A 12,952-nucleotide genomic window follows, 5' to 3' on the forward strand; every position below is an offset into this window, starting at 1 on the left:
CTCAATCCGAGCTGGCAAAAGCGATGCCTGCTCCCGATCCAAACCGAAAATATATCCCATGAAAATGGCCACCCCGATCCCGAGGTGGCCATCTTAACTGATTTGCCAATCGTTTCCACACAGCCTGCAATGGCCGGGCTTCCGAATGTCATCCGAAAGGTTGGATTAGAAGTCGCGCTGCAGGCGAACGATGCCCTGGACGCTGTCGTCGTCGCCGCGATCCTGGTAGTTCACGGCAACCTTGGCGTTGAAGTTTTCAACGATTTCGTAGTTGACGGTTACACCGGCACCCCAGACGTCGTCGCCAAAGAACTCGCCGTCGGCATCAACTTCCGTGTTCCAGATGTACTGGGCTTCCGGAATGATTTCCAGCTTGTCGGTTGCCTTGAAGGCGTATGCGACAGCGACAGATGCCTCGCCGGCGTCGTTTTCCGAGCCGTAATAGGCATTGTCACCGGTCGAATAGACGCCGGAGAGATAGAAGGTGCCCGGACCGACGGCTACAGAGCCGATTGCGCGGACAGCGCCTTCTTCAGCGCCGAAATCCCAAGAGCCGAGAACTTCAAGCTTAGCCGGGCCGAGAGCGGCCTGAACCACAGCTTCCACGCCGACTTCCTGGCCGGTAACGAGAGACAGTTCGTCAACCTGAACGCCAGCGGTAAAGGTTTCGCCGGTGTAGATGTAAGCGATCGAGTTCAGACGGTTCGAGCCGAGGTTGTCGAGTTCGCCCGGCAGGTCGTTTGCATCCCACCAGTTGAAGTAACGGCCGACCTTGAAGCCACCAAGCTGGATGTAGGCTTCGTTGATGTAGACATCGTTGGCGTTGCTCGTCCAAATCGTGTCATCGCCGTAGTCAAAACGGACAGACGTGACCGAGGTCAGCGTACCAAGCTCGGTATCGCTCTTTGCGGTCAAGTCGAGCTGAGCGCGAGCGTAGGAGTCCCAGTCATCGGTGCCAGCGCCGCCATCGTATGCGTCATCGCCGAAACCAACCTCAAAACGGACGTAACCGCCGACTTTGAGGCAGGTTTCCGTGCCGGGGATGTAGAAATAACCGGTACCGAACGCGTCGCAAACGCGCACATATTCCATGGGTTCTGGTTCTGCTGCAACAATCGCGTCTGCGGCCTGGGCGCCGGATACAGCCGCCAAAGCAGCTGCCGAACCGAGTAGAAGGCTCTTAATGTTCATTCTTTGACCTCCAGTCAAACTTTCAAATATAATCCAGTCTGGCCGCAGGCGACCAAACAACTTAAGGCCGAAAAACGGCCTCTTTCCCCGGCTTAGCTCCCCAGATGGAGGCCTGAAGGCCGCCACTATTATAAAAAAGACTCCCCCGAACGGATCGGGGGAGTCTTCTTGTCATTAGAACGTACGGTCGAGACGGACGAAACCGCGCCAGTATTCGGTGACGGAGTTTTCGTTGTAGTCTACAGAGGTCTTGGCCGAGAAGCCTTCGACGATCTTGTAGTCAACCGTCAGACCAGCGCGCCATGCATCGTCGCCACCCCAGTCGCCATCTGCATCAACTTCGGTGTTCCAAACATAGGTAGCACCGGGAGTCAAAGTCAGCTTGTCGTTGACCTTGAAGGCGTAGGAGGCAGCCAGAGCCCATTCGCCTTCATCGTAGTAGGCGTTGTTGAACTGCGAGCCGAGAGCAAAGTCTTCACCGAGACCGGTGGAGTAGACAACTGCAGCCTGCAGCGTGCCCGGGCCAACGCCAGCAGAAACGAGAGCGCGGATTGCACCTTCTTCAGCACCGAAGTCATACGCGCCGAGGAGGTCGAAGGCTACAGCGCCGAACTTGGCAGAAACGATAGCTTCAACACCGACTTCCTGACCCGTGGAGCGGGACAGTTCGTCAACCTGAACACCAGCAGAGAAGGTGTCGCCGGTGTAGAAGTAACCGATCGAGTTCATGCGGGTGGTGTTGCTGGAAGCGATAGCGTCCTGCTCGCCGTTCAGACCCTTATCCCAAGGGTTGTAGAAACGACCGACCTTGAAGCCGCCGAGCTGGATGTAGGCTTCGTTGATGTAGACGGAGTTCGAGTTGTCCGTCCAGACGCTGTTGTTGCCGTAGTCCCAACGGAGCGAAGCAACAGACGTCAGCGTGCCGAGTTCGGTATCGGACTTTGCAGTCACGTCGAGCTGAGCGCGGCCGGTTGCATCCCAGTAGTCGTCATCGCCAACAACCGGGTAAACGCCGGCGCCGAGCGGGCCGGTCTGGCCGAGCTGCATTTCAAAACGGACGTAACCGCCGATCTTGAGGCAGGTTTCGGTGCCCGGGATGTAGAAGTAGCCGGTGCCGAATGCGTCGCAAACGCGGACGTATTCCATGGGCTCCGGTTCTGCAGCTACGATGGCGTCGGCAGCCTGAGCGCCGGAGACTGCTGCGAGGGCAGCAGCGGAGCCGAGAAGAAGGCTCTTGATGTTCATGTTTGACCTCCAGTCAAAAGTTTCGTGTGGGTCTGGGTTCTTATTGCTGAAGGACAGCGTTCCCTGCCCCATCCCCGTCGATTACCAGAAGAAGGACGATCCACCGCCTCGCTTCCGAATGTGAAAATACAAGAGGAAGATGACCATGCAATCCGGAACTGCTGCCGGACGGGGTTCCGGGACCTGCTTCCGTAAAGTCTGTTGCTGAAAGGACACAAAGCCGCCGCCGGGCTGCCTCAAATTTTACGCTTCGTTAAGAAAGAGCTTATCCGGCAGGCACTTAGCGCACCTCAAAACTTGGGAAACAAGAATCGCGCGCCACACCGCGGACAAGCCTCGATAACGAGTCGCTGCGGTCATCGAATACTGGAAATGGAGGGATGTCTCCGGAGCGCCGGGCCTGGAATGGCGGAGAAGATGGGATTCGAACCCACGATACGCTTTTGACGTATACTCCCTTAGCAGGGGAGCGCCTTCGACCACTCGGCCACCTCTCCGTCGCCGGTCTAACTATGTCGAAGGCCCCGTGAATGCAAGGCTTTTGTGATACTGGGCCAAAGTTTTACATGGAGCAGCTACATTGCCGCTGCGGCGGCGATATCAACGAGCGGGCTGCCTTAAAGGGGATGCCGGGAGAATCGTGCGGTCATCCGCCCCCGGGGCTCCTCAGTAGCCGGAACTCTGTTTTGCCGCGCCGGCACCGCGCCCGTAGCGGCCGGCAAGTGCTCCGAGTGCGGTTGAAAACTCCGTCACATCCGCGCCAACCGCCACGAATGTGGCGCCGAGATCGAGATAGCGGCGATTGAGTGATTCGCTGAAGGTGAGGATGCCGGCTGCCTTGCCGGCCTTCACGATCGCCCGAATCGCGCTCTCGATGACGTCCTGCACCTGCGGCGCCTCCATGCGGCCCAGATATCCCATGTCGGCGGAGAGATCGGCAGGGCCGATGAAAACGCCGTCGACACCGTCAACCGCCAGAATGTCTTCGAGATCGCTGATCGCCGCCATGGTTTCGGCCTGGACGATGAGGCAGATTTCGTCGGCCGCCGTCTCTGCATAGTCGGGAATCGTATTGAACCCGGAGGCGCGGCCCACGGCGGCGCCCACACCGCGAATGCCGTGGGGCGGATATCGAACCGCACGCACCAGCTGCCTCGCCTGCTCCGCCGATTCGACCATCGGAACCAGGAGCGTGCGCGCACCGATGTCCAAGAGCTGCTTGATCATCCAGGTTTCGCCGACCGGCGGACGCACGACCACCTCCGACCGGGACGACGAAAGGGCCTGCAGCTGCGCCATGATGCTGCGCAGGTCGTTCGGCCCATGCTCGCCATCGATCACCAGCCAGTCGAAGCCGGCCTTGCCGGCGATTTCCGCCATCAGCGGCTCGCCGGTATTGAGCCACAACCCGATCTGCTGGCTTCCAGCCTTCAGAGCCGCCTTGAATCGATTCGTCGGAGCGGGCATGGGCAGGTCCTTCAGGCGAGCATCTGCTTGAGATCGGTGGTAGGATCGACCAGAACCGCTTTTGCGGGCTCGATCCCGGCTTCAAGCAGCTTCTTGCCGGTTACATAGGCCTTGGCGTCATTGATCGCGTCGACGGCGATGAAGCGTCCCTCGCGGAAATACCAGACGGAGAGGCTTCCCTCGCGCGAACCCGGCCGCACCAGCGTCTCATCATATCCCATGTTGAAGCCCGCGATCTGCAGCTTCACGTCATACTGGTCGGACCAGAACCATGGCTTTGCATCATAGGGCGTGTTGCCGCCGGCCATGACGGCCGCCGCGGCCTCCGCCTGATCGACCGCGTTCTGTACCGATTCGAGACGGATTCGCCTGCCCTTCCAGGGCAGCATGGCGCAGTCGCCCATCGCAAAGACTGACGGATCGGAGGTGCGGGCGAACTTGTCGACGATAATGCCGTTGCCGACGTCGAGGCCGCAATCCTGCGCCAGCTGGTCGTTCGGCGTGACGCCAATGCCGACGATGACGAAATCCACCTCGATCGTGTTGCCGTCGGAGAGCTCGGCGGCGCGCACCTTGCCGTTCTCGCCGACGAGACGATGGAGCCCGGTATTTTCCCGGATAACGGCCCCGTGAGCCTGATGGATGGCACGCATCACGTCCGCCGTTTCCTTCGCCGCGACGCGCTGGAGAATGCGATCGGCCATTTCGATGAGGGTCACTTCGAGGCCGAGATGGCGGGCGACCGCCGCCGCCTCGAGGCCGATATAACCGCCGCCTATAATAAGGAGCCGGCGACCGGGCCGCATCTCGCCCGCCAGGAGATCGGCATCGCGTTTGTCGCGCACCGTGTAGACCCCGTCGAGATCGCCGCCGACACTTGCGGGCAGCGTGCGCGGCGTCGAGCCGGTCGCAAGGGCGAGCGTATCGTAATCGAGCAACGCGCCGTCCTGCATGCGTATGCGCTTTGCCTTGCGGTCGATCTCCTCGACATAGGTGGACAACAGAAGCTCGACATTGTTTTCCGGATACCAGGTGTGGGGCCGGAAGGTGAGCCTTTCGAAATCCATCTCGCCCAGGAGGTATTTCTTCGAGAGCGGCGGGCGCTGGTAGGGAATCACGTTCTCCAGGCCCACAATCGTGATCGGCCGTTCATCCTTCAAGGCCCGAAGCTTCGCCGCCAGCGCGAAACCCGCCTGCCCTGCGCCGACAATTACCAACCTGCCCGTCACGCTTTGCTCCCCACGCCGCTCATGCTTCGTGCTGCAATAGCAGCATCGATCCGACCGCAAGGGGTATCGCCGCGACACCGAACCGTCAACAACGCGACATCGGCAATTACCCGCTTTCGCTTATCGAGTGCTCACTCCACCGGGAAAAGGCGTCGTCCAGAGGCGTCCGCGTCCGATTCCGGCGCTATTTCAGATGAATCGCTCGAATTTAATCTTTCTGTTTCAGAATGTGTCAGCGAAGGAGGAATATTGTGATGCCAGGAGTGAAGAAGGAGGGTTTCATGCCCTTTGTGATGGACCAGGACAAAAAACTAAAAGGCTCTCGCGAACAGGCTTTCGAAAAGTTCACGATCGACCGGCCCGGCAAGATCATCCTCGTCGGCCGTCACCTGAGCACCAAGAAGAGCATCCGTTGCCTGATCCGCACCATCTCGCTTTACGGAGCCGAGTTGGAAATCAGCCCGCATCTGCAGGTACCGAACAATTTCTTCCTGGAAATCATCGGCATTCACGACGATATCGGCTGCACCGTGATCCGCCGGGAGGAAGAAAAGGTAACCGTCGGCTTCAATATGCTGATCGATGCCGAATTCCTCCACCATGTCGTGCGGCTGAGCTTCGAGATAAGCCACTGACCCTTGCGCCATTGCGGACGCCATCGTCCCGTTTCCGTCCGGCGCCGGACGTCAGCCGCGAAAGAGCGGGTACGGCCCACAGGAAACCCTGCCATTCAGCGCCTTCTAGCGGATCGGCCAGTGAATGCGGCCGGCGCCTGTCATTTTCGTGCTTCACTCTATTCCAAAGCGTTACCCAGTTGAGAAGCATAGGGACATCTCCATCTATAATGTGATGACGCGGAGCTAATGCTTTGCCGTCCCTCGTTGTAGACGCGTCGACGAAAGCCGCCTTTCATCCATGAACGATGGAACGATCGCCGGTGACGCCATAAGGTGCCTTGAATGACGGAAGCGGACTGGGACGATCTGAAGCTCTTTCTCCATGTGGCGAACGAAGGCGGACTCAGCGGTGCCGCGAGCCGAACCGGGATCAGCGCGCCGACGATCGGGCGGCGGATGCTGGCGCTCGAGCGTACCACCGGCCGGACGCTCTTCGTGCGCAGCCAGCAGGGCTACCGGCTGGCGCCGGATGGAGAGACCTTGCTCGAACACGTTCGTACGATGCAAAAAACCGCAGACAGCATCGCGGACTGGAACGGCCAGGCTTTCGCCATGCCGATCGTTTCGATCGGCGCGGATGCCTGGCTTGCCGGCTTTGTGGCGGACCATTCACCGGAGATCAGAACCAGGGAGGATCGTTTCCGGCTCTGCTGCAAGTCGCTCCACAAGGGCATGGACTTCACCTATCGCGAGGCGGATGTGGGAATCGTCGGGTATCGCCCCGAATCCGGCAATATCGCGATCCGCCGCTCCGTCGCCGTCAGCCATGCGGTCTATCGAGCACGCACGCTTGCCGGAGAACCCGACCTTCCTTGGGTATCGCTCGGCACCGAAAGCTCGCATGCGCCGGCCGACAAATGGGTCTTCCAGCATCACGAGGCCGAGATCCGCACCTGGACCAGCTCGCCGGATCTGCTGCTACGCCTCATTGCAAGCGGCAATGGCCAGGGCGTTCTCCCATGCTTCGTCGGCGATTCGGTCCCGACCGTGGTCCGCGAGGGCAGCACCATTCCCGAACTCACCCACACGATATGGATTGTCGCCCATGACGACGACAGGCACCGGCCAGAAGTTCGCCAGGTGATCGAGAGGCTCGGCGCGCTTTTCAAACGGGAGGAGAAAACTTTTGGCGGCGAGAGGTGACAATCAGGTCACAGAAGGCTTGCGCCTAACCGATTCGCTCCTATTGTGTGCCGGCTTTAGAAAACCGGAACTTAGTTCATGCCCGCATTCTCACGTTTCACGCCGCTGATCAGCGCCCTGCCCGCCACCGTTCCCTTCGTCGGGCCGGAAGCCATCGAGCGCAATCGCGGCCTTGTCGTGAAAGCCCGCATCGGCGCCAATGAAAACGGCTTTGGCCCGGCGCCTTCGGTTATCGAGGCGATATGCGCCGCAGCCGGCGAAACATGGAAATACGCGGACCCGGAAAATTTCGCACTGAAACAGGCGCTGGCGGCCCATATCGGCTGCAAGGCGGAAAATCTGGCGATCGGCGAAGGAATAGACAGCCTTCTCGGACTTATCGTCCGCATGGTAATCGAACCCGGCATGCCCGTGGTCACCTCATTCGGGGCCTATCCCACCTTCAACTTCCACGTGGCCGGCCATGGCGGTAGCTTGATGACGGTTCCCTACGTCAACGACCGCGAAAATCTCGACGGGTTGCTGGAGGCGGTCCGCCGCGAAAATGCGCCGCTCGTCTATTTCGCCAATCCCGACAATCCGATGGGGAGCTGGTGGGACGCGGGCAATATCGTGGCGTTTGCAAAGGCGCTGCCTGAAACCTGCCTGATGATTCTCGACGAGGCCTATTGCGAAACCGGGCCGGCCGACGCAATGCCAGCAATCACCGATCTGATCGACCGGCCCAATATCATTCGCACGCGAACCTTCTCGAAAGCCTACGGCATGGCCGGCGCCCGGGTGGGCTACGCGATCTCCACGCCCGGCACCGCGCAGGCTTTCGACAAGATCCGTAACCATTTCGGGATGAACCGCGTCGCCGTCAGCGGCGCGATCGCGGCGCTCAAGGACCAGAATTACCTGCTCGACGTGATCGGCAGGATAAAGGCGTCCCGAGAGCGCATAGCCCGCATCGCCGAGGCGAACGGACTGATGCCCCTGGCTTCCGCGACGAATTTCGTGGCGATCGACTGCGGGCGCGACGGTGCCCATGCGCGCGCTATTGTCGACGGGCTGATGGAACACGGCGTCTTTATTCGCATGCCGGGCGTCGCGCCGCTCAATCGCTGCATCCGCATCAGCACCGGCCCCGAATCTGACATGCTGCTTCTTGAAGAGGCGCTGCCGAAGGTGCTGCAGAACCTCTGAGGCCCTGCCCAACGACGCTCGATACGCGCCTGGAAAAATGGAAAAAGACCGCGCCGGCCTTGTTTCTGCCGATCGCGGTCTCGATTTTCGAGCTTCGGCTCCCCGTCAGGGCCGAATCCCCCATCCCTCATTTTTCTTCCGCCGGCCATCTTGCGTGGCCCCATCCGGTCCTCATTTCATCTTCGTCCGGTCTTCACCCGGCCGGTCAACCGGCGTTCAGTGCATCGTCATCCATTCGCGGGCAGCGCGAAGGGCTTCAGCAAGCTGCATCTTGCTCATCGTCCGAGCAAGATCGGCACGCAGCTCGGCGGCGCGCTCTGACCCCTTGATCGCAGCGATGTTGAGCCATTTATGAGCGGAAACAAGATCGACCTCGCAACCACGGCCAGTCGCATACATGAGGCCCATATCGCAAAAAGTATCGGCGCGGGTATCGCCACCCATGGTGGCCATTCCGGAATTGTGCATTTCAAAGCGTGCCATCGGTTTGAACCCTGTTAAAGCCTGTCATTTTCTTCTGCCCTGTTTCCATCGGGATCACCGTCTTCAAGCGGCTCTTTTCGATCCTTCTGGCCGGCGGTTTGCCCCGCTCGTTTTGTTGGACCCACTATCCCGCAAACCTTCCAAGAGACGCCTAAAAAGCATGCTTAACTTGCGGAAAACAAAGTTCAAATAGTTGGTAAACTTGGCTTTTTGTTAAACATCAGATGCCTTGCATCTTAAGGATTCCGCGAGGATTTTTACGAAATGTTGAGAAATTGATTTAAACCCCGCGCTAACCACGAATGCCATTCACGTGTGGGCCGGCGTCTAAAATTCATGTCGCAAGTCCTCAAAAATGGCCCGCGAATGAAGCTATTTACCTTTACGTGAGCGTAAGCTAGGTTTTTGCAGCTTGCGCAGAGGAGCGCGGCGTCGAGGAGCGTTGCCGCGAGGATCGAGAGAATCCCCAGCGGCCGAGAAGGAGGAGAATTCATGACTTTGGGAAAACTGGTGCTCGCTACCGCGTTTGCACTTGCTGCCACAGCGGCTCTCGCCGCCGAACCGATCGAAGGCAACTGGAAGACGGCAAGCGGCGAGACGGCGGTGATCGGCAAATGCGGAAGCGCCTTCTGTGTAACCTTGAAAACCGGGAAGCACGCCGGCAAGCAAATCGGCCGGCTTGCCGGTCAGGATGGCGAGTACAGCGGTCAGATCACCGACCCTGCCGAAGACAAGACCTATAGCGGCTCCGGATCGGTCTCCGGCAATTCACTCAAGATGAAGGGCTGCGTCCTCAAGATCCTCTGCAAGTCGCAGACCTGGACGCGTCTCTAAAACAAGAGGCGGTGTGGTGTATTTCGAATGGCCGCCGCGACAATCGTGGCGGCCATTCGTTTTAGAGGCCAAGAGTTGGCAATATTTTTTGCTGCGACGCATCATCAAAAGGCAGGGTGATCACGAAAACGGCGTCGCATTTTCGGGCCGGGAGCGGCAAACAAGCCGAGGTCACAGTTTTGTGAAACGCTTAATTAGGCACAAAAAGCGGGATTGAGCCGCTGAAAAAGTCAAAACTGAAAACATTTTACAGCCATGAGATGTAGTTCGTTAAATTTCATTTATGCATCTGATTTTGCTATTTAAAACCATTAACATTCTGTAATTAAAACGATTAATCACCCAAATAAGAGCAAATTCGCTATCGGAATACTCTCTATGCGAGCATTTCGCAGGCGCGAAATTCCATCGTCAACATTTCATTGACAGTAGTATCCCAAATAAGGGTCTTCCGGATCGAACCGATCGGTCCGATATGAACATCGCAAACAGAAATTCGCTCGGTTCCAACCCAAGGCCGGACCGAGAATAGATCTAAAGGACAAGACAATGAAGACCATCACTTCCGCTTTCGCCGCAGCCCTCATCGCTTCGGCTTCCTTCGCAAGCGCCGCTCTCGCTGAGGGCGATTATTATGAAGGCGCAACCAAAGCCGCTTCCGTCGATCATATCCAGACCGGCAGCGTTGCCCGGGACGGCCAGCAGACCGGCAAGGAAATTCAGCCTGCCTTCGAAGCCGGCGATTACTACGACGGCGCAAACCGCCCTAACTAAACGCAGCTCATTCAAGATACCGAAATCAAGCCCGCGGCCAGGTCGCAAACTTTCGCCAAGGGCAACTCTGAAGGGACCACCACAATGACCAAGATCACTTCCGCTTTCGCCGCAGCCCTCATCGCTTCGGCTTCCTTCGCAAGCGCCGCTCTCGCTGAAGGCGATTACTACGAAGGCGCAACCAAGGCCGCTTCCGTCGATCATATCCAGACCGGCAGCGTTGCCCGGGACGGCCAGCAGACCGGCAAGGAAATTCAGCCTGCCTTCGAAGCCGGCGATTACTACGACGGCGCGAACCGCCCGAACTAAACAACTATTCAAGATACCGAAACCAAGCCCGCGGCCAGGTCGCAAACTTTACGTCACGGGCACTCTGAAAGGACCAATACAATGACCAAGATCACTTCCGCTCTCGCCGCAGCCCTTATCGCTTCGGCTTCCTTCGCAAGCGTCGCTCTCGCTGAAGGCGATTATTACGAAGGCGTCCAGAAGCCCGCAGCCGTCCAGCACAGCCAGTCCGGCAGCTACGGCTACACCGGCTCGATCTCCCGCGCCCAGGGCGCCCAGGCCGACGCCGCACAGGTCGTCGACAGCGGCGACTACTACGCCGGCGCGAACCGCCCGAACTAAATCAACTCATTCAAGATACCGAAACCAAACCCGCGGCCGGGTCGCAAACTTTTCGCCACGGGTACTCTGAAAGGACCAATACAATGACCAGGATCACTTCCGCTTTCGCCGCAGCCCTCATCGCTTCGGCTTCTTTTGCAAGCGCCGCTCTCGCTGAGGGCAATTATTATGAAGGCGTCTTGCCGCCGTCCGCCGGCGAACAGCATCCGGCCGCTCACGGCGCGCAGAATTCCGCCCACTACGGCTATACCGGCTCGATCTCCCGCGCCCAGAGCGCCCAGACCGACGCCGCGCAGGCCATCGACAGCGGCGACTACTACACGGGCGCAAACCGCCCGAACTAACCGCAACGCATTCAAGATACCGAAACCACGCCCGCGGCCTGGTCGCAAACTCTACGTCACGGGCACTCTGAAAGGACCAATACAATGACCAAGATCACTTCCGCTCTCGCCGCAGCCCTCGTCGCTTCGATTTCCTTCGCAGGTGCGGCTCTTGCCGACGGCGATTACTACCAGGGCACGCAGAAGAACGTTCCGGCTGCTTCGGCTTCGGTCGACGCCACCCGGACCGGCAGCATCCGGGCCAACCGCAATGAAGGCCAGCTGCTGTTCAGCAACGGCGGCAGCCGCGACAATCGCGCCAGCGATCTCGACAGCGGTGACTACTACGACGGCGTGAACCGCCCGAACTGAGCTTTGGATGCAAGCCAAGAACGATCGCCGCACAGACTACGGGCCCAAGATCACAGGGCGTGCGGGATCAAAAAAGAATGGCATGAAATCGGGATAGGGGGGAGCCTATTGGCTCCGCCCCTCCCACACCACCCGGCATGCGGGTCCGCACCGGGCGGTTGGAGCAGTTGAGGTCGTCAGGCCCGTAGTTCTCCCGGCCTGGCGCCTGGGTTTGCTTATTCTGGTTCGGCGGATTTGATTTCTCGCTGCCGTGGCCCTTCGGGCTTCACCCTATCTTCCAGATCGGCGAGCTTCGCTGACGCGACCATCTGAGACCATTCAAATCCGATAACCAGCGGCTCTCCCTTCCGCTCCTTCGGCCCTTCGTTCGCGCAAGGCGCTCCCTACTACGGCCTCTGCTGACTTCTCGCTCCGGCTCGACACCGTCGCCCTTTCAGGCACAAGGCGAGATCTCCCCAGGTAAGAACGCATTCCTTCGCTGCACGACCGCCGGATTTACGCCACCGCCCCTTGGTCACAAGAGCTTCGCGGAATGTTGCCCGCTCGCCCTGGTCGGCACCGCCTCATATCCGGTTCTTGTCCATCGGCCCGCAGGTTCGATCCACGCTTCCTCCCCACGGTCGGTCGCCCTTCCGCAGTTGCGCTTCACTTCGCTCGCCATGACCAGCTTACGGTGGGACTTCCACCCACAAGAGTGCGCCCATGCTGGGCGCACAACCGAAATACCAGCCGCCTCGGCGGCTGGTATTCGCAGTTCATTCAAGACACCGAATGGAAAGACGGGTCGCAATCGTCGTTCCGGGTGTAGAGACGGCCAGACTCTGAAACCGGCCATCCTGTTCAAGATTAAGTGAAGATTTCCCACGAATCAATCACGCGGATACTCTTGGCCGTGGGTTTTTTGCGCCTCCTCCCATCGCAGAGGCGCAGATGCGTTTCACTTACTCGTTCTGGGCGCAACCCAGAGGTCGTTTTATAAACTTCTCACGCATTTTGGTTGGAACGTTCCGCCTTTGAAGGGATTTGTACCTTCGACGACGCGATCATTCGCATCGCTTCGTTATTTCGAAAGAGGAAAGGACAGGAAATGAAGACCTATCTTACTTCCAGTATTGCCGCTCTCGTCATTTCGGCTGGATTTGCAGGCGCCGCGGGCGCCCAGGACATGTACTCCAATCCTGAAGGCATCCCGCAGTCCCCGCCGACCATCCAGCAGTCCCGCGGCCAGGATGTTGACACCATGTCGACCGGCAGCATCGTCCGTTATGGCACCACCCCCTCCTGGAATAGCAGCACAGGCGGTAAGGCCGATCTCGACGGCGGCCAGGATGAAGGCGACTACTACGACGGCACCATGCGTCCGCATAATTAAGCACTTGCTTCAAGGCACCGCATC

General features: G+C 59.0%; 15 protein-coding genes and 1 tRNA gene. 10 read left to right on the top strand and 6 right to left on the bottom strand.

The window, feature by feature from the left end:
• Positions 1-165: 165 nt before the first annotated feature.
• The 5 genes from C5L12_RS08410 to C5L12_RS08430 all read right to left on the bottom strand — a co-directional run bounded on the left by C5L12_RS08410 (position 166) and on the right by C5L12_RS08430 (position 5,132).
• The gene (locus tag C5L12_RS08410) at positions 166-1,191 is read right to left on the bottom strand and encodes a porin (RefSeq protein ID WP_105371601.1); all 1,026 of its coding nucleotides are present in this window, start codon (positions 1,189-1,191) and stop codon (positions 166-168) included.
• 174 nt (positions 1,192-1,365) lie between these two features.
• Positions 1,366-2,436: a porin gene (locus C5L12_RS08415; protein ID WP_105371602.1), complete on the bottom strand. Its 1,071-nt coding sequence runs from the start codon at positions 2,434-2,436 to the stop codon at positions 1,366-1,368.
• A 406-nt stretch (positions 2,437-2,842) separates the two neighbouring features.
• Positions 2,843-2,933: transfer RNA gene (locus C5L12_RS08420), tRNA-Ser, on the bottom strand.
• A gap of 169 nt (positions 2,934-3,102) precedes the next feature.
• Entirely contained in the window at positions 3,103-3,903 is an 801-nt protein-coding gene (locus C5L12_RS08425) for an aldolase/citrate lyase family protein (RefSeq protein ID WP_105371603.1), read from the bottom strand.
• Positions 3,904-3,914: 11 nt separating this feature from the next.
• A complete protein-coding gene (locus C5L12_RS08430) occupies positions 3,915-5,132 on the bottom strand; it encodes an NAD(P)/FAD-dependent oxidoreductase (protein ID WP_105371604.1) in 1,218 nt (405 codons plus the stop codon).
• 281 nt (positions 5,133-5,413) lie between these two features.
• On the opposite strand from C5L12_RS08430, the gene C5L12_RS08435 reads away from it, so the two are divergent.
• From C5L12_RS08435 to C5L12_RS08445, 3 genes are all read left to right on the top strand, one after another.
• Complete coding sequence (locus tag C5L12_RS08435; protein ID WP_105371839.1) at positions 5,414-5,767, top strand: hypothetical protein; 354 nt, start codon at positions 5,414-5,416, stop codon at positions 5,765-5,767.
• 324 nt (positions 5,768-6,091) lie between these two features.
• Entirely contained in the window at positions 6,092-6,952 is an 861-nt protein-coding gene (locus C5L12_RS08440) for a LysR family transcriptional regulator (protein WP_105371605.1), read from the top strand.
• A gap of 78 nt (positions 6,953-7,030) precedes the next feature.
• The gene (locus tag C5L12_RS08445; RefSeq protein ID WP_105371606.1) at positions 7,031-8,140 is read left to right on the top strand and encodes a pyridoxal phosphate-dependent aminotransferase; all 1,110 of its coding nucleotides are present in this window, start codon (positions 7,031-7,033) and stop codon (positions 8,138-8,140) included.
• Positions 8,141-8,356: 216 nt separating this feature from the next.
• Here the strand turns inward: C5L12_RS08445 and C5L12_RS08450 are convergent, their stop codons facing one another.
• Positions 8,357-8,623 (bottom strand): SEL1-like repeat protein, encoded by a 267-nt coding sequence (locus C5L12_RS08450; protein WP_105371607.1) that lies wholly within the window; start codon positions 8,621-8,623, stop codon positions 8,357-8,359.
• A gap of 492 nt (positions 8,624-9,115) precedes the next feature.
• Here C5L12_RS08450 and C5L12_RS08455 point away from each other — a divergent pair, with 492 nt between their 5' ends.
• The 7 genes from C5L12_RS08455 to C5L12_RS08490 all read left to right on the top strand — a co-directional run bounded on the left by C5L12_RS08455 (position 9,116) and on the right by C5L12_RS08490 (position 12,928).
• A complete protein-coding gene (locus C5L12_RS08455) occupies positions 9,116-9,457 on the top strand; it encodes a DUF2147 domain-containing protein (protein ID WP_105371608.1) in 342 nt (113 codons plus the stop codon).
• Between the two features lie 549 nt (positions 9,458-10,006).
• Positions 10,007-10,231, top strand: a complete 225-nt coding sequence (locus C5L12_RS08460) for a hypothetical protein (RefSeq protein ID WP_105371609.1) — start codon at positions 10,007-10,009, stop codon at positions 10,229-10,231.
• A gap of 84 nt (positions 10,232-10,315) precedes the next feature.
• Positions 10,316-10,540: a hypothetical protein gene (locus C5L12_RS08465; RefSeq protein WP_105371610.1), complete on the top strand. Its 225-nt coding sequence runs from the start codon at positions 10,316-10,318 to the stop codon at positions 10,538-10,540.
• 81 nt (positions 10,541-10,621) lie between these two features.
• Complete coding sequence (locus C5L12_RS08470) at positions 10,622-10,861, top strand: hypothetical protein (protein ID WP_105371611.1); 240 nt, start codon at positions 10,622-10,624, stop codon at positions 10,859-10,861.
• Positions 10,862-10,944: 83 nt separating this feature from the next.
• Positions 10,945-11,205, top strand: coding sequence for a hypothetical protein (locus tag C5L12_RS08475; RefSeq protein ID WP_105371612.1), 261 nt, complete (start codon positions 10,945-10,947; stop codon positions 11,203-11,205).
• A gap of 84 nt (positions 11,206-11,289) precedes the next feature.
• Positions 11,290-11,556, top strand: a complete 267-nt coding sequence (locus C5L12_RS08480) for a DUF680 domain-containing protein (protein ID WP_105371613.1) — start codon at positions 11,290-11,292, stop codon at positions 11,554-11,556.
• A gap of 1,087 nt (positions 11,557-12,643) precedes the next feature.
• Entirely contained in the window at positions 12,644-12,928 is a 285-nt protein-coding gene (locus tag C5L12_RS08490; RefSeq protein WP_105371614.1) for a hypothetical protein, read from the top strand.
• Positions 12,929-12,952 lie beyond the last annotated feature (24 nt).

The sequence above is a fragment of the Neorhizobium huautlense genome (assembly GCF_002968575.1).
GTDB classification, from domain to species: Bacteria; Pseudomonadota; Alphaproteobacteria; order Rhizobiales; family Rhizobiaceae; genus Neorhizobium; species Neorhizobium huautlense.